Genomic DNA, 24,211 nt, shown 5'->3' with positions numbered 1-24,211 from the left:
TATAGTTTACATTCTTAATTAATTACCTTTGAAATCGTTCAATCTTAAACGCTAACCATTTAAAATTGCAAGAATACTTCCTCGTTGTTGATACCGAAACTTCAGGTCTGCCTAAAAACTGGACAGCACCTTATTCTAAAGAAAAGAACTGGCCGCATATTGTCCAAATTGCCTGGATTATTTATGATCAATCTTACCAGGAAGTTAAGCGCGAGAATCACTACATTAAAAATACCGATTTCATCATTGATAAAGCGGCCTTAAAAATTCACAAAATTAGCCCTGAATATTTGCATACGCATGGCGAAAACAAGGAAAAGGTGATGTTGCAGTTTGCTGAAGATATCGAAAAATACCAGCCCTTGGTTATCGGACATTTCATTGAGCTCGATTATCACATGGTGAATGTTGAATTATACCGCATTGGAAGGGAAAACATATTTAAAAATCTTGCTTTTTTCTGTACCATGAAAGCGAGTGCACCCTATATCACCAATACGGTAATCAGTCATTTAAAACTGGATAAATTTTACACTATATTATTTAATGAAATACCTGAAAATGCCCACAATGCCTTATCAGACGCATCAAATACGGCAAAGATTTTCTTTCATCTTTTAAAAACAGACAAAATTACCTTAACTTCAGCCTACCATCAGGAGCATACTTTTAACCTGGAACAGAAAAAGACAAAAGAATTTTCGTTTAAAAGAATTTTACAGGGACTTTTTAATGGAAGATAAATTAGCCGATCAAATTTATACCGCCCGCATTGGAGACATTACTTTCAAAAAGATAGTGAGTTGCAGCCCAGGCACGCCTATTTTCGAGGCGGCAATTAAAATGTCAGAACAAAAAACCAGTTGTCTTTTTATTAAAAATGATCAGGATGTTTACCTGGGTTTCGTAACCGATATTACTTTAAGGGATAATGTCATCGCTAAACAACTGAATCCAAATTTGCCGATTGATGAAGTGATGGACACCCATATTGTTACCATAAGTCCGGATGCTTATGTGTATGAGGCGATATTGATGATGTTCAGCAAAAAATCCAGATATTTATTGGTAAACGACAATGGTAATTATGTTGGTTTTCTGAGCAGGAACCGCCTTTTAAGCGAACAGGCAGAATCGCCATTAGTTTTCATTCAATCTGTAAAATCGGCTGTAAACACCAGCGATTTAAAACTAAAATGGCAAAAGGTACCCAATATTGTTGCGCAGTTACTGGCAAGAGGCGTTCATTCGAAAATTGTGAACGAAGTCGTAACGACCATTGCTGATACCATTTCTTTTAAAATTATCGAAGAAGTAATTGCAAAACTGGGTCCGCCACCTGCAAAGTTTGTGTTTATGGTTTTGGGCAGCGAGGGACGAAAAGAACTGAGCCTCAAAACCGATCAGGACAATGCCATTATTTACGAAGATACCGGAGAAGATAAAAGAGCAGCCGTACGCTCCTATTTTCTAGACCTGGCTACACAGGTTTCTGACAAACTAAATTTTGTTGGTTTTGTATACTGCGATGGCGATTATATGGCAACCAACCCAAACTGGACCCATTCACTTTCCCACTGGAAATACAATTATAAAAACTGGATAGAAGAAGCTTTGCCTGAAGCTGCTGTAAAATTTGCAGCATTTTTCGATTGCAGGGCCATTTATGGTGACTTAACCATTATGGAAAGTCTGAGATCTTTTGTTGATGAAGAACTGCAGAAGCCTATCGAAAAATTCTATGTATACCTGGCCAAAAATGCTTTACTTTATGAGCCACCGCTCACTTATTTTAGAAATATCAGAACGCAAAAAATCCATAAAAAAGAAGTATTCGATATTAAAACAGCCATGACCCCTATTGTAGATTTAGCAAGGGTTTATGCTTTACAAAACAGGATTTTTCAAAAAGAAAATACCGGCGAGCGTTTAAAAGCGCTCAGGGAATTAGGTGTTTTTAGTGAAGAGCAGTTTAACGAACTTTCACAGTCCTATTATTATCTGATGGGGTTGAGATTAAAACATCAGGCCAATCTGATTATCAATGATCAGGCAGCGCCGAATAATTTTATTGAAATTGATAGTTTAACTAAAATCGAAAAAGTAACCTTGATCGAAATTTTCAAAATTATCCAAAACTTCCAAAGCGGCATCCGTATGAAATTTACCAATAGTCTGGGTTAAATTTTCATTAATTCTCTTATCTGCTTATTGTAATTGGTTACAAACTTTAATAACTTTAGGAATAATACCTAGTTATTTAGGTTAAAATGCTAACCAGGTAATAAATTAAAATCAGACCTATGGGAAAATTTGTAATTACTAAAAGATCGAACGGAGAATTCCAGTTTAATCTTAAAGCCGGCAATGGCCAGACCATTTTAACAAGCGAAGGCTATTCAGCCAAATCGAGCTGCGAAAACGGGATCGAATCGGTTAAAAAAAATGCACAGGATGATTCAAAGTTTGAAAAAAAGACCTCATCTAATGGCAAGTACTATTTCACTTTGAAGGCTACAAATGGCCAGTTGATTGGCTCCAGCGAGATGTACGAAAGTAGTTCTGCCAGAGATAACGGCATCGAATCGGTTCAAAAGAATGCACCTGACGCAGATACTGACGATCAGAGCTAATCGTGATAATTTCAATAAAAAAGTCGTCATCTCGACTGTAGCGCAGCCCCGAACATTTGGGGGAGAGATTTACTCCTCTTAGAATTCTCGGTTACGTTGCACTCCGCTCGAAATGACGACAAATAATAACATTGCCCTCCCCCTTTTAAGCCTACCTTTTAGGCAAAGATTTAATTCTCCTTTGTAGCGCACTACATTCAGCTGTACACATCCATCTACAGGCAAATCAAACAGTTAATACAAGTCAATCAAACGTTTGCGCTTCATAAATTTTAATGTCATATAAAAAAGTAATCAAATAGCCGTAAAAACCTGTTTGAATGGCATTTATACGCTATTGTTTAAATCTATTACGTTTGATGTAACACAAACGTTTGCGCGGTTTTAATTCCTCCTACTGTATAAGTTTGTGTGTAACTTAAATCTGGATAAGATAAAAATCTACTTACAATACGCGCTTTTTAAGATTTGGGATAGCGGCCGCGACTGGCAAACTATGGTGGTATAATCTTGGTATAAAACCGATAAGATTAGGCAAAGAGGCTGAGTACAGCATATAAGATAGCAACAATAACCAATTCCCTATATTATCAACCTAAACCTAAAATTATCGTATGAAAAAAAACAGTCTACTTTTAACAGGGCTATTCTGCGCCTGCTTATTTACCCTGTCTTGTAAAAAAGCCGAAGTATTGCAACCTGAGGAAAAAACCCTCTCTATTAGCAAAAAACAGGCTACCACTAACATTATTACACAAAGTCGCAATGTAAATATTGTGTATTTTGTACCTAACGATCTCGATACCCTTGCCGGTTACAGAAAAAGATTGAGTGATCTTTTATTATGGACCCAAGACTGGTACAGACAAGAAATGAATCGCAACGGTTACGGCAACAAAACATTTGGTCTTGCTGATGATGGCGCCGGAAATGTAAAAATCTTAACCATTAGAGGAACACTTCCAAAAGCCAGTTATCCCTACTCGGGAGGAAACGGCGCAGTAGCAAGTGAGGTAAATGCTTATTTTGCTGCACATCCGGCAGATAAAACCAGCGATCATACTCTGATCATTATTCCAAGGTATTCCATCGGTTCGAATGGCACACCAAGCGGAGGTCCGTTTTATGGTACCGGCAGGTGGTGTTATGCTTTGGATTATGAAGAAATGGACATTGCAAACCTGGGCTTAAGCACTACCGTAGGCAATCGCTTTAGTGTGTGGTTTGGCGGTATGGTACATGAGCTGGGTCATGGATTAAATCTGCCGCACAACAGGCAAAAAGTTTCCGAAAACTCAACCTTAGGGATGGCCTTAATGTGGGCGGGTAACGGAACTTTAGGTAAAAGCCCTACATTTTTAACGGCTGCAGATGCGGCGATTTTAAATGTAAATCAGGTTTTCAATAACAATTCCAATACCTATTATGGCGCCGTAACCAGTAGCATTAATAAGATATATGCCAGCTATTCGAGTACTTTAGCGTCTATAGTAGTATCCGGCAAGTTTACTTCTACCGGTAATGTAACCAGTATTATATACTACAATGACCCTAATGTAAATAATGAAGGTACCGGCGTTAACCATGATTACAATGCCATTACCTGGGAATCAAAAAAAATCGGCACTGATAGTTTTAGGGTGGTTATGCCAATTGCCGATCTGCAGGAAAAAGCTGATGGTATTCCATACGAACTGAAAGTTAAACTGGTTCACGATAACGGAACAGTAACCGAACAAATTTATGCCTATACTTTTTCGGGAGGTTTACCGATATTAACCTTCTCAACCAAAAATGAGTTAAGCAAAACAGGATGGACGATCAATTCATTTAGTTCTGAAGAAAGCTCTGATGGTAAAGCGTCCAGCTTAATTGATGGTAATGCGACTACTGTTTGGCATTCGCGATGGAGAACTTCGGCTACTTCCTACCCACACAATGTGGTAATTAAAGTAGGTACGACTTCTAAAACAGCAAGTGGCGTAAGTTTATTGCAGCGCAGCAGCTTAAGCAGAGCCGTTAAAGATTTCGAAATCTTAACGAGTACGGATGGTGTTAATTTCACCTCGCAAGGCAACTATGTAGCAAAAAACATTAGTGGCGTGCAGTACTTTGATTTTGCTTCGGCACAAACCTTCCTCTATTATAAAATCATTGCTAAATCTGCACATGATGGTCAGCAGTTTGCCTGTTTAGCAGAATTAGGATTATATTAGATCTTCAAAACCAAACAACAAAAAAAAGGTCCCGATTTACATCGGGACCTTTTTAAATATGATTATCGCCTAGGCGAAAATTTCTATTTTACTGCATCAATTACAGCTTTGAAAGCTTCTGGGTGATTCATTGCTAAATCAGCCAATACTTTACGGTTTAAACCGATTTCTTTAGAAGCTAGTTTACCAATTAATTGAGAGTAAGAAATACCGTGCTGACGAGCACCTGCATTAATACGTTGGATCCATAATCCGCGGAATTCTCTTTTCTTAACTTTACGGTCACGGTATGCATATTGCAAACCTTTTTCTACTGTGTTTTTAGCAACAGTATAAACCTTACTTCTTGCTCCCCAATAGCCTTTGGCTAGATTAAGGATTTTTTTTCTTCTTCTTCTCGAAGCTACTGCGTTTACCGAACGTGGCATGTTGTTGTTGTTTTTTGGCAAGCGGCGTTCCTTTTAACCGGAAACTTAAAGCCTGATACCTGGTGAATTAATAAATTACTTTCCGATACAAAGCATACGTTTAACGTTACCCATATCAGCATCAGATACGATACTTGCTTGACCTAAGGCACGTTTACGTTTAGTACTCATCTTGGTTAAGATGTGACTTTTGTATGCGTTGTTTCTTTTGATTTTACCTGTTCCAGTAAGCGAAAAACGCTTTTTAGCACTGGAATTGGTTTTCATTTTTGGCATAACCTGTTTTTTAATTTATAAACCTATTTTTATTTTTTTGCTACTTTAGGCGCAACTGTCAGGAACATACGTTTACCTTCTAACTTAGGTAATAACTCTACTTTTCCTACATCTTCTAAAGCCTGGGCAAATTTTAACAATAAAATCTCTCCCTGCTCTTTGTAAACAATTGCTCTACCTTTAAAATGCACGTAAGCCCTAACTTTTTCACCGTTCTCTAAAAAGCTTACTGCATGTTTCAATTTAAACTGGAAATCGTGATCGTTGGTGTTAGGACCAAAACGGATCTCCTTAATTACAGTTTGTTTCGCATTAGCTTTAATTTCTTTCTGCTTTTTCTTTTGCTCGTAAACAAATTTACTATAATCAATAATTCTACAAACTGGTGGTACGGCATTTGGAGATATTTCTACCAAATCCAATTCCAGTTCATCAGCAAGTGCCAAAGCTTTTGCCAAAGGATAAATCCCCGGTTCAACATTATCGCCAGCTAAACGCACTTCGGGCGATTTAATATACTGATTAATGTTATGCTCTGCTTCTTTTTTCTTAAAAGGTGGACGTGGTCCCCTGTTAAATCCTGGTCTTCCTAATGCCAAATTTGTACTATTTAATTTAAACTGTTATTTCTTTTCTTAATAAATTGTTGAACTCTTCCAACGTCATTTCGCCTAAATCTCCCTCACCATGTTTACGGACAGAAACTTTTCCTTCTGCCATTTCTTTATCACCGATAATGAGCATGTATGGGATCTTTTTAACTTCCGAATCGCGTATTTTGCGACCGATTTTCTCATCACGAAAGTCAATCAGCCCGCGAATATCGGAATTATTTAGTTCATCTAAAACTTTTTTTGCATATTCTTCATATTTTTCTGAAATAGGAAGAACAATAAATTGCTCCGGACTTAACCATAATGGGAAATTTCCGGCACAATGTTCGATCAAAACTGCAATAAATCTTTCCAATGAACCAAATGGCGCACGGTGAATCATTACTGGTCTGTGCTTTTGGTTATCGCTACCGGTATATTCCAATTCGAAACGCTCTGGTAAGTTGTAATCAACCTGGATGGTACCCAGCTGCCATTTCCGACCTAAAGCATCTTTCACCATAAAATCGAGCTTAGGACCATAGAAAGCGGCTTCGCCATATTCTACAACGGTATTTAAGCCTTTTTCTGCAGCTGCTTCAATAATAGCATTCTCAGATAGTCTCCAGTTTTCGTCAGAACCAATGTACTTCGATTTGTTTTCCGGATCTCTTAATGAAACCTGAGCAGTATAGTTATCAAAACCCAATGATTTAAATACGTAAAGCACTAAATCAATTACTTTTTTAAACTCTTCTTTCACCTGCTCTGGCATACAGAATAAGTGAGCATCATCTTGAGTAAAGCCACGTACACGGGTTAAACCATGTAATTCGCCGCTTTGCTCATAGCGATAAACTGTACCAAACTCTGCAAAACGAACCGGAAGATCTTTGTAAGAACGTGGTTTTGTTTTGTAAATCTCACAGTGGTGCGGGCAGTTCATCGGTTTTAAGAAGAACTCCTCTCCTTCCTGCGGGGTTTTAATCGGCTGGAACGAATCTTTACCGTATTTCTCCCAGTGACCTGAGGTTACATATAAATTTTTATGACCGATATGCGGCGTTACTACTTGTTCGTAACCTGCTTTAGCCTGTGCTTTAGTTAAAAAGTTGACCAAACGTTCGCGCAAAGCAGTTCCTTTAGGTAACCATAATGGCAAGCCCATGCCTACTTTTTCTGAGAAAGCAAACAGCTCTAATTCTTTTCCTAATTTACGGTGATCGCGTTTTTTTGCTTCCTCAATCATTAAAAGATATTCGGTAAGCTCGCTAGCCTTAGGAAAAGTTACACCATAAATACGGGTTAACTGTTTTTTAGTTTCATCGCCACGCCAGTAAGCACCAGCCACATTCATCAGTTTTACTGCTTTTACAAAACCAGTATTTGGAATATGCGGACCACGGCATAAATCGGTAAATGAACCCTGGGTATAGAAAGTAATTTTACCATCCTCCAGGCCATCAATTAGATCTAATTTATACTCATCGCCTTTTTCGGTGAAATATTTTACCGCATCAGCTTTGCTAACACTTTCGCGTACAAAAGTTTCCTTCTGTTTAGCCAGCTCGATCATTTTGGTTTCGATGGCTTTGAAATCGTCCGAAGAAAATTCGCGGTCGCCAAAGTCTACATCATAATAAAAGCCAGTTTCGATAGCCGGACCGATACCAAATTTGGTACCCGGATAAAGTGCTTCTAAAGCCTCAGCCATTAAGTGAGCTGATGAGTGCCAAAAAGTCGATTTTCCGGCAGTATCATTCCAGGTCAATAATTTCACTGATGAATCAGATTCGATTGGTCTTGTTGAATCCCAAACTTCGCCATTAACCTCTGCGGCTAATACGTTACGGGCTAAACCCTCAGAAATTGACAATGCAATTTGGTGGGCAGAAGTGCCCTTTTCATACTGACGGACAGAACCGTCAGGTAAAGTAATGTTAATCATCTACAACTATGATTTAATTTTTATAAAATGTGAGTAAAGATCACCTACAATGTGATTTTATTTTGTGCAAAGATACGATTTTTAATCAGGAAAACAACATAAAATAAGCCACAGCGGCGCGGATTGCCACAGAAAAGTAAGTCCAGGTGTTTTATACATTACGGTCTATTAGTCTGTCTCCCCTTGGCTAAAAAAATGCAAGTCAGACTTATAAAAATTTAGCCTTCAAATATTTACGCAATGGGATATCGACAAACTTCATGATCAGATAAGCCAGTAGTACCAGCACGGCTACCGAAACCGGGATAACCACCCATAAGGTCGACATTGCAGGTTTAACCACGGCAACATAAGTCAGAAATATCCAAACGAAAGGATAATGTGTCATATACAGCGGGTACGATATTTCTCCGGATAAGGTGCACAGTTTCTTTAAAGGTTCGCTAATTATTGCCCCGGCACCTAAAGCCACTAAAAGCGGGAAATAAAACAATACAATGATGGTTTCGGTAATCCAGTTATATGCATCTCTGTAAGGGAAAAGGAAAGCCACAAGTAATAGCAGACTCACGCCGAGGAAACCCAGTTTATTTTTAATGATCCAGTTGAAACGATAAACCAACATGCCGGCTGAGAAAGAATATAGTACCCTCACACCACCATCCCAAAAGTTTTGTCCACCCCAGCCACCACTTAAATTAGCATTAGGCACTTTTAAAGCCACATAACAGATGGCTATTGCGCCAAGCAAAACCAATACAGGCAATACTTTTTTATTCAATCTGTAAAGCATAAGGATATAGAAAATATTGGCGATGTATTCCCAGAATAAAGACCACGCAGGAGCATTTAAACAGAATAGATTGGTATAACGCTCTGGCATAACCGGATATGGAATCAAAAATGCAGAGGCCAAAAACATCAGTAATGTTTTCCCGAAGCCGTAAACGGCATATAAATCACTGTAAGGATCGAACAGAAAAGTTAACAGTCCTAAAATTGAACCGATGATGACTAAAGGATGCAAACGGATCAATCTTAGTTTAAAAAACTGCATTAGGCTGATATTTGCGGCACGTGTATCATAAGCGTAGGCAATTACAAAACCCGACAAACAGAAAAAGAAATCGACCGCCAGAAAGCCATGGGAGAGAAAATTTTTATTATAATCGGTAATCGCAATTTCCATGAAATGGTATATCACGACTATTACTGCGGCTAGGCCTCTTAATCCATCTAAAATTTCAAAATGCTGTTTAGTTGCTAATAGGTTACTGTCGTTCTGTGCTGTAATCACGCTGGTTAGGTTTTTAATTAATCCCAATAATAGTTATTCTAATTTTAGTTGCAAAAAGTAAACCCAAGCCTTTCAAAAATGATACACAAAAAAAGCCCTGACAGCTTACGCTTTCAGGGCTTTTGATGCCAGACATCCGAAGTTAACACAAGGCACAAGCCCGGGCAAAACTTCTGATATCTGGCTATGCACTCAATTAATTCATTCCAAATGATCTTACCTGACCGCCGCCTGGTCTGTTTTGTCTAAAACGTTTCATCATGTTATCCATTTTAGCTTTATATTCTTCAGCAGTAATCAGTTTTGCTTTTTTAGGCGCAGTTACGTCTTTTGAACTTACATTTCTATACTCAATACTTTTAGCAATTGAACTGCTTCCTCTCCCTTCAATGGCCAAAACAGCACCTTCTGTCCACATATTTGGGTTTGGAGAAAAATCGAAGCCTAAATCTTTGGTATACCAGATTTTGGTTTCTTCAACCACATTCTTATCCATGTCTAAGATTTTGATTGCTCTTGTCGATCTTACAATGGCCTGGTGACAGGTAAAACCTAAAATCTGTTTGGTAGAATCCGTTTTCACCACTTCTATTTTTGGTGCCGGAGCAGGTTTTGCTTTAGTGGTATCGTTAGGATTACCACCACCCATTCTGAATGAGCTGATCGGGCCCGAAGTAGACAAGGTTAGTTTACTTGGCATATAATAAGTCGTATCGTTTAAGTCGAAAACTTCTGTTAAGCTTTTGTCAGCAAAAACATAATAATATTCACGGTTACCACCAGCGCCACCAAAACGCATCATCATACGACCCATTCCGCCGCCACCACCACCAGCTCCGTTGCTATCTTCAGTTTCTTCAACTGGCATATAACTGGCATTTGTAGCTGTAAATAATAACTCGAAATTACTTTTACTTGTAGAAGGCATCCTGGCTTTCATTTGGTCCGTTAACTGGATACCACTTGCTGAAGCCATTGCCGCAGGGTCGATAATACTTTCAAATTGTATGGCTCCAGAAGTTTTTTTCTGCTGTGCATTGGCTACTGATGCAATGGACATTACTCCTAATAAAGCGATGAATATTGTTTTCATTATGATTTTGTTTTGTTGTTTAGATATGAAAGCCTTAAAAAGGTTTAACAAAGATATTATAGATTGTAACGTAAAACGTGTTAAATTGTGTTAAAGATTGTGCTTAAATCCTTTAAACGCAGATTTGCGCTCAAAGTAATTTAAATATTACAATATCCAATCCCTTTTATTAGAAAAGCAGTGCCTGTGGTTCTTTTGTTGTCACAGTCCCGCCCTTTGCTTAATCCCGATAGAAAACTTGATGAATTAAAACCAGACTGCTATCGGGAAACGCTGTCGGTCGGGTTTATTTAACAAAAGACTGTGGTTCTTTTTAAAAAAAACCTATCAGGTTTCAGAACCTGATAGGTTTAAAGTATCTTCTCCCCTTTAAGGGCCAGGGCTTAATATTCCGTACTCTCTAACCAACCATTACAAAGCACATCAGCAATGTGCATGGTTTTGATGGGTAAATTATTCTTTTCGATATAGCCCTGAAGATGGAGTAAACAAGATAAATCGGTCGAAATGATATAATCTGCCTGCTGTGCCAGGGCATGATTAACTTTCTGCTCGGCCATTGCAGATGAAATCGCATCAAACTTAACCGCGAAGGTTCCGCCAAAGCCACAACACATATCGGTATCCTCCATTTCGATCATTTCCAATCCATGAACTTTCGAAAGCAACTGGCGTGGTTCGTCTTTGATTTTGCATTCGCGTAAGGCACTGCACGAATCGTGGTAAACAGCTTTTCCTTCTAACTCTGCGCCGAAATAATCCCTTTTGGCCACATTGATCAGAAAATCAGAAAGTTCCCAAATATTTGACTGCAGGCTACGACATTTATTGTGCACAATGGTATTGGTAAACAGATCGTTAAAGCCACCTTTTACCATGCCTACACACGATGCCGATGGTGCAACCACATAGGTGTTTTCGGTAAAATCATTTAAAAATTTTGTACCTACTTCCTTAGCCTCATCCCAATAACCTGCATTATACGCAGGTTGCCCACAACAGGTTTGTTTTGAATTGTAGGTCACGTCACATCCCGATTTTTCTAATAACCTTAACGTATTAAAAGCGGTTTCCGGATAGAGCTGATCTACAAAACAAGGCACAAATAATTCTACTTTCATAATATTCTTAACGACTGCAAACTTACAATTTTAGCGATTCTTTATGTTCGTTTTTTCTGAGAAGCACTAAAAGAACTAATCCAACGATAAAAAATGATGCCAAAGCGATAATTGAGTAGCGAATATTTCCGGTTAAATCTTCAATGTAAGCAAAACTGAAAAGGCCAATTACAATTGCCAGTTTCTCCGTTACATCATAAAAACTGAAAAATGAAGTGCTGTCTTTTGTATCAACCGGTAAATATTTAGAATAAGTAGAACGCGATAAAGATTGGATTCCGCCCATAATTAAGCCTACAATGGCGGCCAATGAATAAAACTGATATTCGTTAGTAATGTAATAACCAAAAACACAACAGCCAACCCATACCACAACCACCATAATTAACACGTTTATATTCCCGATTTTTTTGGCTAAATACGACATGAGCATAGCACCTGGAATAGCCACAAGCTGAATGATTAGTATCACGGCAATCAGTTTTGCAGTGCCTAGTTTTAATGTTTTTTCGGCGAAACCTGCTGCTGCCAGCATAATGGTTTGCACCCCCATGGAGTAGAAAAAGAAAGAAACTAAAAATCCTTTTAAAACCTTCATTTCTTTTACTTGTGCCCAGACTTTAGATAGCTCACTAAAGCCATCTTTAAGAATATTCGTTTTTACTTTATCGTGCTGAGGCGTTCCATTTGGAAGTGCAGAAAAAGGAATCTGAGAGAAACCGATCCACCATACCCCAACCAATAAAAAAGATAATCTTGGCGGGAATGAGGCATCAGTAATACCAAACCATTCTGGTTTTAGTACAAACAGAAAACAAATCAGTTGCAGTAAAACCGAACCAATGTACCCATATGAAAAACCTTGTGCACTCACACGATCCTGATGTTCTTCTGTCGCGATTTCTGGCAGGTACGAATTACTAAACAATACGCCGCCGATATAACCCATTGCGGCTAAGGCAAACAAAATCACACTCATTTCGAGCGTATCCAATTTAAAGAAGTATAAACCAATACAGGCCGCTCCACCAACATAGGTAAAGAATTTCATAAACGATTTCTTATTCCCCCTTCTATCAGCAATGGATGAAAGCATCGGCAAAGCAAAAGCCATAATCAGGTACGCAAATGATAATGCGTAATTGGAAAGCGAAGTATTTACATAGGTCCGACCAAAGAACTCCACTTTATCGCCATGCTCTTTAGTGGTGGTAATAATGGTATAATAAGCCGGAAAAATGGTAGAGGTGATGACTAAGTTATAGGCAGAGTTTGCCCAATCGAAGAATGCCCACGAACGGATGGTTTTCTTATTGTTTTTTGCTATCATTTATTTTTTGCTTCGCAGGTGATTGCGTTGATTAATTTGATTAAACCGATTAAATAGTTCATTACAAAACTAATACTTTATTGGTAACTTGACTGGCATTTTTCTCACATCTCACATCTCACATCTCACATCTCACATCTCACATCTCACATCTCACATCTCACATCTCACATCTCACATCTAAAGATAATACTTCTTCCCATCAGATTTAATCTTACCGGCATCTAATAATTCCCGAATGGCATCAATTCTTTCGGCTTCTGCACCGTTTTTAATATTGGTAACCAAATCATCAAGACTTAGTGCTTGTTGTTGCAGCAAAGAAACAATCTCAAATTCAAGCGCTTCGCCTATCTGGCTCTGGTTTTCGGTTCTTTTTTCGGCAAGGCAAACATCGCAAACACCACATTTCGTAGCATGATGTTCATCAAAATAATTGAGCAATTGAACACTTCTGCACAAGTTAGACGAAGCATAACCTACCACAGCATTAATCTGTTTATGCAGGATTTCCTTCCTTAGCTCCAGGTATTTCACATCCAGATCAAAATGGTCCATATCTACCCTCGGCCTAATGTATTGCAATTGCGGCTGATCAGTCTGTTGAATATACGTAAGTAATTCAATGGCTTGTAATTTGTTAAGCAGAGCGATAATCTCTTTATACGACAATCCGGTTTTTTTGGCTAAATCGGCTTCATTAATTTTAACAAAACCGTCGAATGCGCCACCGTGCGAGCGTAGAATGGTTTTTATAATGCCATCATAAGCCTTATTCTCAATCTGAAAGCGGTAAATGTCTTCATGACTGGCAATAAACATCATCCTCGATGGAAGAAAAACACTTTCAGATAAAGTGAGATAACCATCATGTTCTAAAAACTTCAGCGCTGAAATTGTTTTTAAAACACTAATATTAAATCGTTTACAGAAATCAGCGATATCAAAAGTAAAAGTTAAACCTTCACCTGCGCCAAATGCCAATTGAAAATAATTGCCGAGGTAATGATAGGTTTTTCTGATTTCATCCGGACTGGGAAAACTATCGAGGTATCTCGATTCCAGTCCCAAAACATCAGATTGATTGGCTAAAAGAACGGCATAACTTCGCTTTTCATCACGCCCTGCCCTGCCTGCTTCCTGGTAATAGGCCTCTAAACTTTCGGGTAAATCTAAATGCACCACAAAACGAACATCTGCCTTATCTATGCCCATCCCAAAAGCATTTGTAGCCACCATGATGCGGGTTTTGTTGTTCTTCCATTCTTCCTGTTTCAGGAAGCGTGTATCACGTTCCAATCCGGCATGATAAAAATCGGCTTTGATCTGGTTTCTATTGATAAAATTCGATACTTCGGCAGTTTCCCTGCGGTTACGCACATACACCAGACCAGTACCCTTAACATTCTTGCAAATATCAATCAGCTTTTTATACTTATCTTCATTGCCGAACACCACATAACTTAAATTGTCTCTTGCGAAACTTTTAACAAAAACCTTGGGGTCTTTCATTTCCAGTTTTTCTACAATATCTTTTCGCACAAATGCAGTAGCCGTTGCAGTAAGTGCCAAAACCGGAACATTGGGCAAGATTTCGCGGAGCTTCGAAAGCTGTTGGTAAGGCGGACGGAAATCGTATCCCCATTGCGAAATACAATGCGCTTCATCTACCGCAATCAGGTTTACATTCATATACGAAATACGAACCCGCACTAAATCAGACAATAAACGCTCGGGAGATAAATAAAGAAATTTGATTTTTCCGTAAATACAGTTATCCAGCAAGATATCAATTTCACGTTTACCCATCCCAGCATAAATGGCAATGGCCTCAATCCCTTTTGATTTCAGGTGCTCTACTTGATCTTTCATCAGGGCTATTAACGGCGAGACAACGATACAAATGCCTTCTTTAACCAAAGCGGGAACCTGAAAGCAGATCGATTTACCTCCACCTGTTGGTAATAAGGCTAAACTGTCGTTTCCTTCTAAAACCGAGGAAATAATATCTTCCTGTAATGGCCTAAAAGCTTGATGTCCCCAATATTTTTGTAAAATCTCTATTGCTGTCATAAATCGGCGGTATCAAAACTATACATTTAATCCAAAATCGCCATTTATTATTACCAGAAATTGAAAAAATCATCTATAAAAGATTATTAACTTTGCTCAATAAGACAGGTACATGTTAGAAACGCAGTTTGCAGATATGATTAGTTTGATTAAAAATGCCCGAACGGCTGCTTTAAAAACTGTAAATGCTGCATTAAAAGCTCCGAATGGGCACAATTCGAATTCCTTAATCTTCCAGAACCTTATGAATACAAAATACAAGCCTATTTTAATAGCCGAATATAAAACCCGGCTAACAGATAAAAAATTACGCTAAAGAAAAATACACGATTGTTTAAATAATTATCCCATATATTATAACCATCCCCAAATAATATTATAACCATCCCAAAATAATGAAACACCTCTATTTTCTATCCGCTCTTTCCTTATTATTCTTCAGTTCAAATGCCCAGGAAAAAAAATGGGACATTGAAAAATACCAGGGCACAACAAAAAACTTCACCTTAAATACCGACGAAGGCACCTGGATGAATCTTGATGTTAGTGCTGACGGGCAGGAAATTGCTTTTGATTTACTGGGCGATATTTACGTTATGCCAATTACTGGTGGGGTTGCAAAACTCATTAGTGGCGGTACTGCCTGGGATGTTCAGCCTCGTTTTAGTCCCAACGGAAAATACATTTCGTATACCAGTGATAAAAGCGGTGGCGATAACATATGGATTATGAACCGTGATGGTTCTGGCAAAAAACAGGTTACCAAAGAAAATTTCAGGTTATTGAATAATGCGACCTGGATGCCAAATAGCGAATATGTAATTGCAAGAAAACACTTTACTGCAGGTCGTTCTTTAGGCGCCGGCGAAATGTGGATGTACAACATAAACGGTGGCGATGGTGTGCAGTTAACCAAACGCAAAAACGATCAGCAAGACGCGGGCGAGCCCAACGTTTCGCCAGATGGCAAGTATGTTTACTTTAGTGAAGATGTGAGTCCTGGTCCTAATTTTGAATACAGCAAAGATCCCAACGGAACCATTTATGCCATCCGCCAGCTTGACTTAACAACGGGAAAATTAAATACTTTGATTAATGAGCAAGGTGGCGCTTGCCGTCCGCAGGTTTCTCCTGATGGAAATTTAATCGCTTTTGTAAAGCGTGTGAGGTTGAAATCTACTTTATATGTACAAAACCTGAAAACTGGTGAAGAATGGCCGGTAAATGAAGATTTATCTCATGATCAGCAGGAAACCTGGGCAATTTTCGGTGTTTATCCAAATTTTGCCTGGACTCCAGATAGCAAAAGCATTGTTTTCTATGCAAAAGGAAAAATCAGAAAAACAGAAATCGGAACCTTAATCAACAGCACAATTCCTTTTCAAGCGAACACCATTCAAACCGTACAAAAAGCCTTACATTTTGAGCAACAGGTTTTCAGCAATGAGTTTTCGGCCAAAATGTTAAGACAATTAACCACTTCACCAGACGGAAAAATAATTGTTTTTAATGCCGCAGGATACTTATACAAGCAAGAATTACCAGCTGGAACACCTGAAAGGCTAACCAATGGATTGGATTTCGAATTTGAACCTGCTTTTAGTCCTGACGGAAAATACGTTGTTTATACCACCTGGAGCGATGAATTGCGGGGGGCAATAAAACGTACGGATGTAAAATCGGGAAAAACCATTATGCTAACTGATGAAAAAGGTTTTTATTATTCTCCTCAATATTCAACCAAAGGTGATAAAATCGTTTTTAGAAAAGGAAGTGGCAACGATGTTTTAGGTTATAACTATGGTCGAGGAACAGGTATTTTTATGATGCCAGCCAGTGGTGGTGCTAAAACTTTGATTTTGGATAACGGAATCCGTCCGCAGTTTAACAATACCGATACTCGCATTTATTTCCAGAGTTTTGCTGATGGTAAAAAAGCATTAAAAAGTATCGATTTAAACGGGGCAAACGAAAGAACACACTTTACTTCTCAATATGCCAATCAGTTCGTTATTAGTCCGGATAATAAATGGGTGGCATTTAACGAATTGTTTAACGTGTACATCACACCGATGATCAATATTGGTGCGGCACAAGATGCATCAGCGGGCAATAAAGCCATTCCGGTTACAAAAGTGACTACCGATGGTGGAACGTATATTCAATGGAGCGCCGATAGTAAAAGCCTGCATTGGACCCTCGGACCGAAATACTTTACAGTTGATGTAAATAATGCCTTCAACTTTGATGGAACCACACCTAAAACTCAGGCATCTTCGATCGACATCAATCTGGTATTAAAGTCTGACCTCCCTACCGGAATAGTGGCACTCAAAGGCGCTAGGATTATTTCGATGAAAGGCGATGAAGTAATTGAAAATGGAACCATTATTACCGATGGAAATAAAATTACGGCAATAGGAAAAGCAGATGCGGTAACCATTCCGGCCAATGCCAAAGTAATTGATGTAAATGGCAAAACCATTATGCCGGGTATTATTGATGTTCACGCTCACTTACGTACCAGTCCGGATGGCATAACACCACAGAGTGACTGGAGTTACATGGCTAATTTGGCTTTTGGCGTAACCACTTCGCACGATCCATCGAGCAATACCGAAATGGTTTTTAGCCAGAGCGAAATGCTTAAGGCCGGCAGAATGGTTGGTCCGCGTGTGTATTCAACCGGTGGTATTTTATATGGTGCAGATGGCGATTTTAAAGTTGTAATTAATAGCCTGGACGATGCGCTGGCCAATTTGCGCAGATTAAAAGCAGTTGGAGCTTTTTCAGTAAAATCGTATAATCAACCACGCAGAGAGCAGCGTCAGCAGATTTTAGAAGCAGCCCGTCAGTTAAATATGGAAGTTGTACCTGAAGGTGGCTCAACCTTTTTCACCAACATGAATATGGTTGCCGATGGGCATACCGGAATTGAGCACAGCATTCCTGTTTTACCGGTTTATAAAGATGTGACCACACTCTGGAACAATACTGAAGTTGGTTATACTCCTACTCTAATTGTGGCCTATGGTGGTCAGTGGGGCGAAAATTACTGGTATGATAGAACCAATGTTTGGGAAAACGAAAAACTCATGACCTATACGCCACGCTCTATTATTGATGCAAGAGCCAGACGCAGAACAACTTCTGAGTACAGCGATTATAACCATATCGACATTGCCAAAGCCACTAAACAGATTGCTGATGGCGGTACGAAAGTTAATCTTGGTGCACACGGGCAGATTCAGGGTTTAGGTGCACACTGGGAATTATGGATGTTTGTTCAGGGCGGTTTTACGCCCCTGCAAGCCATTAGGGCAGCAACCTTAAATGGCGCAAGCTATTTGGGTATGAACAAAGAAATTGGCTCGCTCGAAGTGGGTAAACTGGCTGATATGGTAATTATGGATGCCAATCCTTTAGATGATATCCGCAATTCGGAAAAAATCAAATATGTGATGATCAACGGGCGGCTTTATGATAGCGCAACCTTAAATGAAGTTGGAACCAGAGAAAAGCTGAGGGGTAAATTATGGTTCGAAAATACCAGAGGAAACGGTTATATTGTTCCTGCTACTGATTCAGAAACCTGGACTTTTACTGTTCCACATTGTGATTAAACTATATTTTACACTATAAAAGACATGTAAATACAAATTCATGTCTTTTATAGTAAATTCACTCCATATGAAACCGAATAAGCTTTACACTACCGCCTCAGTTGTATTCCTGGTCCTTAGCACACTGGTTTTTTCGTACAGCGGATATTACATTCTGGGCATCCAGACCGTAAACTTGTTTTTGGCGCTGATTGCTATGGCATACATCACTTCTTTTATAGCGGTGATGAAAGATAGGAAATCAGTTATTTCCTGGTTGCTGTTGATCTTAAATTCAATTGTATTAATCTGCATCATTTATTTCCTGACACATTTTAAAATGAAGATGTAGTATTGATGCCAGTTATTAATTAGTATTCGTCATCTCGACTGCAGTGTAGCGGAATGGAGAGATCTATCTAGATAGATTTAGCTTCGCTGAGCATTACGTGGTTCTCGACTTCGTTGCACTTCGCTCGAAATGACGATTTTATGGTAAGAATTTATAAAACCAACAAGCCGTATTCCCTGAGCGTATTGATGGCTTTTGAATACCAGAATAATTCAAAGTTTTCCATTTCATTCTCAAAATCCGCTTTAACCTCCTGAAAAGTAAATACCTTTTCATTCGAGATGGAAATTTTATTTAAAATAGCGCTTAACCACTCCCCTTCTTTTTTATTGGTTTGAACCGTAAACGATTCCTTTTTATCGTGAAAAGTGAGTGCTGCCATTTCCCAGCTATTGCCTTTTTTCGACTTGGTAAAATAATCGGCAGAAGGTTTTCCGCCTATCCAAACAACTTTTGCGGTAGGTTTGGTATGGAACTGATCGGCATCATTTAAAGCCTTTTCAATAAAATCGGCAGGAATTTTCGTCCGAGGAATTTTAAAATCAAACCAATCCTGCAGTTCGTAATCAAAACAGATACCATGCATAAAATTGAAGAGTGACTTTTTCAATCCAAAGCTGAATTTATTATGATCAATACCTGTATTATCGGTATAGTTGATGTCGTTATTGGCAAAAGTTCCGATCACTTCGGTATCTTTTACGACACCAAATTTTTCCGGATACATGCCTACCGGACTATGTGCAGTCATGGCGAATTGATGCCAAAAGCCTGATTGTAATATCCCAACTTCAAACAACTGACGTACCATCTCTAAACTATCAATTGTTTCCTGTACGGTTTGGGTGGGGTAGCCATACATCAGATAAGCATGCACCATAATCCCTGCTTCGGTAAAATTACGGGTAACCTTAGCCACCTGTTCTACCGTTACGCCCTTATCAATCAGTTTCAACAAACGATCTGAGGCCACTTCCAATCCACCTGAAACCGCAATACAACCTGATGCTTTTAATAACAGACACAAATCTTGCGTAAAGCTCTTTTCAAAACGGATGTTGGTCCACCAGGTAACCGCTAATTTTCTTCTGATGATTTCCAGAGCAACCTCACGCATTAACGCAGGTGGTGCCGCTTCATCAACGAAGTGAAAACCATTTTGCCCGGTCTTTTCATACAGGTCTTCAATCCGGTCTACAATCAATTTAGCCGCAACCGGTTCGTAAACCTTAATATAATCTAATGAAATATCGCAGAAGGTACATTTCCCCCAGTAGCAGCCATGTGCCATGGTGAGTTTATTCCATCGTCCATCGCTCCACATGCGGTGCATCGGATTTACAATTTCAATTACCGAAATGTATTTATCCAATAATAAGCCTGTGTAATCAGGCGTACCCACATCGGCCTGCTTGTAATCATTTCTAAAAGCGTCGTTACGGTAAACGACCTGACCATTTTCGAGTAAAAAAGTTCTTTTATAAAAATGGGCTTCAGCAGGAACGGGACGTGTAATATTATGGTATAAAAGTTCAATCGGCAATTCGCCGTCATCTAAAGTGATGTAATCGAAAAATTCAAAAACCCTTGCATCAGATAAAGACCTTAACTCGGTGTTGGGGAAACCACCACCCATAGAAATTTTAATTTCCGGATAATTGGCCTTTACCCATTGCGCACAGCGGAAAGCACTGTATAAATTACCTGGAAACGGAACAGAAATCAAAAACAATTTAGGCTGAACGGTTTCAATTTTATCTTTTAAAACCGAAATCAGGATCTGATCGATATAGGTAGGTTCTTTGAGTAAAGCATCATACAATTCATCAAAAGAATTTGCACTTCTGCCCAAACGCTCTGCATAACGGCTGAAACCAAAGTTTTCATCAATACATTCTACAATGTAATCAGATATATCTTCGAGATAAAGGGTAGCCAGGTGTTTCGCTTTATCCTGTGTACCCATCGCACCAAAAGCCCAGTCTAACTCTTCTAATTGCGAAAAACGCGAAGCTTGCGGAAGAAAATCGTCGCTACATATCTGCAAAGCCAAAGTTGGATTCTTGCCTTGTAAAAAGGCAATTACCGCATCAATTGTTTTTAAATATTCATCCTGTAAAGCGAAAATGCGTTTAGCATTGTCGCTTTTTGTTTTTTGATTGCCAGCACTTCGACTAGGCTCCGTGTGACAAAACAGATCTTGAAGTCCTTTTTTTGAGAATAGCGCTAAAATGACCTCAATACCTAAATCTGCCTGTGTGGCACTGATATTTTTAGTATTCAGAAAACCTTTTATATACGCCGTTGCTGGATATGGAGTATTCAGTTGGGTAAAAGGCGGCGTAATGGCAAAGATTTCGGTTTTCAAAAGGAATTGTTTTTTCTGCAAAAGTAAGGGAATTTTTAATAGAGTCGTCACCCTGAATTCATTTCAGGGTCTATTCTGCAGAAAAGATGCTGAAATAAATTCAGCATGACGAATTTACCTAGATATGCAACTATCTTAAACTAAAACACCAATCCAAACGTTTTAACCCTACATCAACACGTTTTCTACCTGAATGAAAGTTTTTTGTTTTTACATCCTGATGCTCTGTGCGCAAATCAGCTTTGCGCAAAAAACATTTGTATTTCCTAAAATTAAAGCACAAGGCGCTTCTGTTGAACAGTTTACTCCTGCCAACTGGACGGTTATCGATCAGGTTTATGGCGATTTAAACAACGATGCCTCAGACGATTTAGCGGTAGTTTTTGAGTGTAATAAAACAATAGATGAAACACGTGTTTATGGAGATAACCATACCGACATTATAAAAGAGACCCAAAAACCGAGGATACTGGCTATCTTTTTTAAAGATAAGTCAACCGGGGCTTTTAACTTATCTACACAAAACAACGATTTCATTTTACGTTCAGAAGAAGGCGGAAAGCTGGGCGATCCGCTACAGCAGATTGCCATTAAAGACCAGCAACTCTATTTGCGTTTCCAGGGAGGTTCTGAATGGCGCTGGGAATTGGGTTATACCTTTAAATTCGAAAATAAAGACTGGTTTTTAACCAGCGCAATCAATCTGTACTTTAACCAGAACAGTGGCGACATGACCGAAAGGGTTTACGATTTTAAAACACGTGAGTTATTTACCACCGTAGGTAATCTGCACCGACGGGATATTTCGAACCGGAGAACCAGTGAAGTTTTGTATTTTTCGCAGCTCAGAACTTTCAAAACCTTTAAAAAACCATGGGCATGGGAAGTAATGCCGAATGTTTATTTGTAAGTAACTATGTTAGCGCCTGCTTTTAGATTGGATTTTAACAATAATAAGGTTTGGGGTACCAATTCCTTTAGGGTTAGATATGTATTGTCTAATGCATTTAACACAATGATAGGTAAGGTATACTTTGCAAAATTCTGTTGATATTGCAGATTTTTATCAAATGTGATCAATACCTGAAAGTCATCAGCAATCATTAACTTCAGCAACTCACCATTCTTAACTCCATTCCATCCCTTGTCTCTAACAGTATAAATTTCATGTTCGATAAAATGTTCTTTTAATCTTTTAGGAAGATTTTCATCAAGAAGCAATTTCATACATTTTATCTATATGACCTGAGGTTATTAATTTGTTCGCAACTTCTAACACACGAATTACCTGTTTCTTAGATACACTTGGAAAATCCTCTAAAAATTCATCGATAGTGATTCCTTTCTCTACATGGAAAAATAAGGTTTCAACGGGAACTCTTGTGCCTGCAAAAACAGGTAGCCCCCCTAACACCTCTGCGTTAGTTGATATAATATCTTTTAATGATTCCATAACATATCAAATTTACTAAATTTAATGATAAGTTTTAAGGGACAGGTTTTATACCCTTAGCCTTTCGCCGAAGAACCACTGTTTCGGGTTAAATAAACCTGATAGAACGAAAAGCCCGGAGCGAAGCATGAGTGAGGACTTGAAGGGATAGCAGGGCTGCAATATCCGAAGTATTACAGCCGCTCATTTTCAAAATATTATTGACCACCTTTAATTAATATTTACAAACTAAATATTTTGTGCGATTACAAAACCACTGGCCCAGGCCCACTGAAAATTATACCCGCCCAGCCAACCAGTAACATCTAAACATTCGCCACCAAAAAACAGGTTTGGAATCTTTTTGCACTCCAAAGTTTTAGAAGATATCTCATTGGTATCAATCCCACCACGCATTACCTCCGCTTTATCATAACCTTTATCGCCAGCAGGTTTAACTTTAAAATGGTGGACCGTCTGTTCAATTAAATCGATCTCAGCCTTTGTTAATGCAGCCACAGGCTTGCTTAAAGGCAAAAACTTACCTAATGCATCGGTAAACTTTTTGGTATAAATCCTGTTCAGCAATGTCGACAGTAGTGTTTTACCATTATTTTTTCTTTCCTCATCCAATAAGGTAAGCACATTCTGGTGTGGCAGCAGATTTAGATTAATCGTCTCGCCCCTCCTCCAAAAAGAAGAAATCTGCAGAATAGCCGGGCCGCTTAATCCCCAATGTGTAAAGAGGATATTTTCTTCGAACGAAATTTCATCATTGCTTACTTCGCAAAAAACAGAATTACCCGAAAGCTGTGCGAACCACTCTTCATCTTTTCCGGTAATGGTTAATGGAACTAAAGCGGGAGCCGTTTCAATGATTTTTAAGTGGTGTTTTCTGGCAAAGCGTAAGGCAAAGTCGGTTGCACCCATTTTTGGAATGGGTAAACCACCAGTGGTAATCACCAGTTTTTCTGCAGTTAGAACAATTGTTTTTCCGTTTTTCTCATAACTTACTTTAAACCCTTCAGGCAATATTTCGATACCCTTTACATCGGCATTACACCTGATTTCCTGTCCGAAATCTTCGCAAATGGAGGTAAAAACCTCAACAACATCTTTCGCATTTTTATCATCAGGAAATAATTGGCCTAAAGTTTTTTCTTTACCTGTTATGCCATAAGTTTCAAAAAAGCTAATGGTATCATCAACCGTCCACTGCGTAAAGGCAGATTTGATAAAATGTGGATTTGCCGATATAAAATGCTCAGCTGATGCAAATTGGTTGGTATAATTGCAGCGGCCTCCACCTGAAATTAAAATTTTGGCACCAGGTTTTTCATTTTTTTCGAGCACAATTACTTTCTTACCCAGATAGCCTGCCTGCACCGCACACATCAATCCGCAAGCACCTGCACCAATAATTATTGCATCAGCATTCATCAATAAAAT

The 24,211-nt window shown here is 38.8% G+C and carries 21 protein-coding genes; 8 read left to right on the top strand and 13 right to left on the bottom strand.

Annotation, left to right across the window (positions count from 1 at the left end; translation table 11 throughout):
- Positions 1 to 41: 41 nt before the first annotated feature.
- From CA265_07850 to CA265_07835, 4 genes are all read left to right on the top strand, one after another.
- A complete protein-coding gene (locus CA265_07850) occupies positions 42 to 743 on the top strand; it encodes a hypothetical protein (GenBank protein ID ARS39566.1) in 702 nt (233 codons plus the stop codon).
- Positions 733 to 2,184 (top strand): signal transduction protein, encoded by a 1,452-nt coding sequence (locus CA265_07845; GenBank protein ID ARS39565.1) that lies wholly within the window; start codon positions 733 to 735, stop codon positions 2,182 to 2,184. Before CA265_07850 ends, CA265_07845 begins: the two co-directional genes overlap by 11 nt.
- A gap of 119 nt (positions 2,185 to 2,303) precedes the next feature.
- Entirely contained in the window at positions 2,304 to 2,633 is a 330-nt protein-coding gene (locus CA265_07840; GenBank protein ID ARS39564.1) for a hypothetical protein, read from the top strand.
- Positions 2,634 to 3,247: 614 nt separating this feature from the next.
- Entirely contained in the window at positions 3,248 to 4,849 is a 1,602-nt protein-coding gene (locus CA265_07835; protein ARS39563.1) for a hypothetical protein, read from the top strand.
- 83 nt (positions 4,850 to 4,932) lie between these two features.
- Here CA265_07835 and CA265_07830 read toward each other — a convergent pair whose 3' ends face one another.
- From CA265_07830 to CA265_07790, 9 genes are all read right to left on the bottom strand, one after another.
- Entirely contained in the window at positions 4,933 to 5,277 is a 345-nt protein-coding gene (locus CA265_07830; protein ID ARS42924.1) for a 50S ribosomal protein L20, read from the bottom strand.
- 75 nt (positions 5,278 to 5,352) lie between these two features.
- Complete coding sequence (locus CA265_07825) at positions 5,353 to 5,553, bottom strand: 50S ribosomal protein L35 (GenBank protein ID ARS39562.1); 201 nt, start codon at positions 5,551 to 5,553, stop codon at positions 5,353 to 5,355.
- Between the two features lie 29 nt (positions 5,554 to 5,582).
- Positions 5,583 to 6,152: a translation initiation factor IF-3 gene (locus tag CA265_07820; protein ARS39561.1), complete on the bottom strand. Its 570-nt coding sequence runs from the start codon at positions 6,150 to 6,152 to the stop codon at positions 5,583 to 5,585.
- A gap of 16 nt (positions 6,153 to 6,168) precedes the next feature.
- Entirely contained in the window at positions 6,169 to 8,094 is a 1,926-nt protein-coding gene (locus CA265_07815) for a threonine--tRNA ligase (protein ID ARS39560.1), read from the bottom strand.
- Positions 8,095 to 8,302: 208 nt separating this feature from the next.
- Positions 8,303 to 9,391 (bottom strand): acyltransferase, encoded by a 1,089-nt coding sequence (locus tag CA265_07810; GenBank protein ID ARS42923.1) that lies wholly within the window; start codon positions 9,389 to 9,391, stop codon positions 8,303 to 8,305.
- Between the two features lie 196 nt (positions 9,392 to 9,587).
- Positions 9,588 to 10,535, bottom strand: a complete 948-nt coding sequence (locus tag CA265_07805; protein ID ARS39559.1) for a hypothetical protein — start codon at positions 10,533 to 10,535, stop codon at positions 9,588 to 9,590.
- A gap of 332 nt (positions 10,536 to 10,867) precedes the next feature.
- Positions 10,868 to 11,605 (bottom strand): Fe-S oxidoreductase, encoded by a 738-nt coding sequence (locus CA265_07800; protein ID ARS39558.1) that lies wholly within the window; start codon positions 11,603 to 11,605, stop codon positions 10,868 to 10,870.
- A gap of 22 nt (positions 11,606 to 11,627) precedes the next feature.
- A complete protein-coding gene (locus CA265_07795; GenBank protein ARS39557.1) occupies positions 11,628 to 12,935 on the bottom strand; it encodes an MFS transporter in 1,308 nt (435 codons plus the stop codon).
- Positions 12,936 to 13,115: 180 nt separating this feature from the next.
- Positions 13,116 to 15,008, bottom strand: coding sequence for a recombinase RecQ (locus CA265_07790; protein ID ARS39556.1), 1,893 nt, complete (start codon positions 15,006 to 15,008; stop codon positions 13,116 to 13,118).
- Between the two features lie 112 nt (positions 15,009 to 15,120).
- On the opposite strand from CA265_07790, the gene CA265_07785 reads away from it, so the two are divergent.
- The 3 genes from CA265_07785 (at position 15,121) to CA265_07775 (ending at position 18,962) form a co-directional block, all read left to right on the top strand.
- The gene (locus CA265_07785) at positions 15,121 to 15,324 is read left to right on the top strand and encodes a hypothetical protein (GenBank protein ID ARS39555.1); all 204 of its coding nucleotides are present in this window, start codon (positions 15,121 to 15,123) and stop codon (positions 15,322 to 15,324) included.
- Between the two features lie 79 nt (positions 15,325 to 15,403).
- Positions 15,404 to 18,631 (top strand): amidohydrolase, encoded by a 3,228-nt coding sequence (locus CA265_07780; GenBank protein ID ARS39554.1) that lies wholly within the window; start codon positions 15,404 to 15,406, stop codon positions 18,629 to 18,631.
- Positions 18,632 to 18,698: 67 nt separating this feature from the next.
- Positions 18,699 to 18,962: a hypothetical protein gene (locus CA265_07775; protein ID ARS39553.1), complete on the top strand. Its 264-nt coding sequence runs from the start codon at positions 18,699 to 18,701 to the stop codon at positions 18,960 to 18,962.
- A 151-nt stretch (positions 18,963 to 19,113) separates the two neighbouring features.
- On the opposite strand, the gene CA265_07770 is transcribed toward CA265_07775, so the two are convergent.
- Positions 19,114 to 21,330, bottom strand: a complete 2,217-nt coding sequence (locus CA265_07770) for a radical SAM protein (protein ARS39552.1) — start codon at positions 21,328 to 21,330, stop codon at positions 19,114 to 19,116.
- A gap of 193 nt (positions 21,331 to 21,523) precedes the next feature.
- On the opposite strand from CA265_07770, the gene CA265_07765 reads away from it, so the two are divergent.
- Positions 21,524 to 22,240: a hypothetical protein gene (locus tag CA265_07765; protein ARS39551.1), complete on the top strand. Its 717-nt coding sequence runs from the start codon at positions 21,524 to 21,526 to the stop codon at positions 22,238 to 22,240.
- Here CA265_07765 and CA265_07760 read toward each other — a convergent pair.
- The 3 genes from CA265_07760 to CA265_07750 all read right to left on the bottom strand — a co-directional run bounded on the left by CA265_07760 (position 22,231) and on the right by CA265_07750 (position 24,202).
- Complete coding sequence (locus CA265_07760; protein ID ARS39550.1) at positions 22,231 to 22,557, bottom strand: hypothetical protein; 327 nt, start codon at positions 22,555 to 22,557, stop codon at positions 22,231 to 22,233. The genes CA265_07765 and CA265_07760 overlap by 10 nt on opposite strands.
- Positions 22,541 to 22,783: a hypothetical protein gene (locus CA265_07755; GenBank protein ID ARS39549.1), complete on the bottom strand. Its 243-nt coding sequence runs from the start codon at positions 22,781 to 22,783 to the stop codon at positions 22,541 to 22,543. The genes CA265_07760 and CA265_07755 overlap by 17 nt, the downstream gene beginning before the upstream one ends.
- 228 nt (positions 22,784 to 23,011) lie before the next feature.
- Positions 23,012 to 24,202, bottom strand: a complete 1,191-nt coding sequence (locus tag CA265_07750) for an aminoacetone oxidase family FAD-binding enzyme (GenBank protein ARS39548.1) — start codon at positions 24,200 to 24,202, stop codon at positions 23,012 to 23,014.
- Between the last annotated feature and the right edge of the window lie 9 nt (positions 24,203 to 24,211).

The organism is Sphingobacteriaceae bacterium GW460-11-11-14-LB5, from assembly GCA_002151545.1.
In the GTDB taxonomy this organism is placed as follows: domain Bacteria; phylum Bacteroidota; class Bacteroidia; order Sphingobacteriales; family Sphingobacteriaceae; genus Pedobacter.
This window is presented reverse-complemented; position numbering and strand designations above follow the sequence as displayed.

Coding starts and splice junctions, on each gene's coding strand:
- CA265_07845 (ARS39565.1), top strand. CDS start 733: ATGGAAGATAAATTAGCCGATCAAATTTATACCGCCCGCATTGGAGAC.
- CA265_07840 (ARS39564.1), top strand. CDS start 2,304: ATGGGAAAATTTGTAATTACTAAAAGATCGAACGGAGAATTCCAGTTT.
- CA265_07835 (ARS39563.1), top strand. CDS start 3,248: ATGAAAAAAAACAGTCTACTTTTAACAGGGCTATTCTGCGCCTGCTTA.
- CA265_07830 (ARS42924.1), bottom strand. CDS start 5,277: ATGCCACGTTCGGTAAACGCAGTAGCTTCGAGAAGAAGAAGAAAAAAA.
- CA265_07825 (ARS39562.1), bottom strand. CDS start 5,553: ATGCCAAAAATGAAAACCAATTCCAGTGCTAAAAAGCGTTTTTCGCTT.
- CA265_07815 (ARS39560.1), bottom strand. CDS start 8,094: ATGATTAACATTACTTTACCTGACGGTTCTGTCCGTCAGTATGAAAAG.
- CA265_07800 (ARS39558.1), bottom strand. CDS start 11,605: ATGAAAGTAGAATTATTTGTGCCTTGTTTTGTAGATCAGCTCTATCCG.
- CA265_07795 (ARS39557.1), bottom strand. CDS start 12,935: ATGATAGCAAAAAACAATAAGAAAACCATCCGTTCGTGGGCATTCTTC.
- CA265_07790 (ARS39556.1), bottom strand. CDS start 15,008: ATGACAGCAATAGAGATTTTACAAAAATATTGGGGACATCAAGCTTTT.
- CA265_07785 (ARS39555.1), top strand. CDS start 15,121: ATGTTAGAAACGCAGTTTGCAGATATGATTAGTTTGATTAAAAATGCC.
- CA265_07780 (ARS39554.1), top strand. CDS start 15,404: ATGAAACACCTCTATTTTCTATCCGCTCTTTCCTTATTATTCTTCAGT.
- CA265_07775 (ARS39553.1), top strand. CDS start 18,699: ATGAAACCGAATAAGCTTTACACTACCGCCTCAGTTGTATTCCTGGTC.
- CA265_07765 (ARS39551.1), top strand. CDS start 21,524: ATGAAAGTTTTTTGTTTTTACATCCTGATGCTCTGTGCGCAAATCAGC.
- CA265_07760 (ARS39550.1), bottom strand. CDS start 22,557: ATGAAATTGCTTCTTGATGAAAATCTTCCTAAAAGATTAAAAGAACAT.
- CA265_07755 (ARS39549.1), bottom strand. CDS start 22,783: ATGGAATCATTAAAAGATATTATATCAACTAACGCAGAGGTGTTAGGG.
- CA265_07750 (ARS39548.1), bottom strand. CDS start 24,202: ATGAATGCTGATGCAATAATTATTGGTGCAGGTGCTTGCGGATTGATG.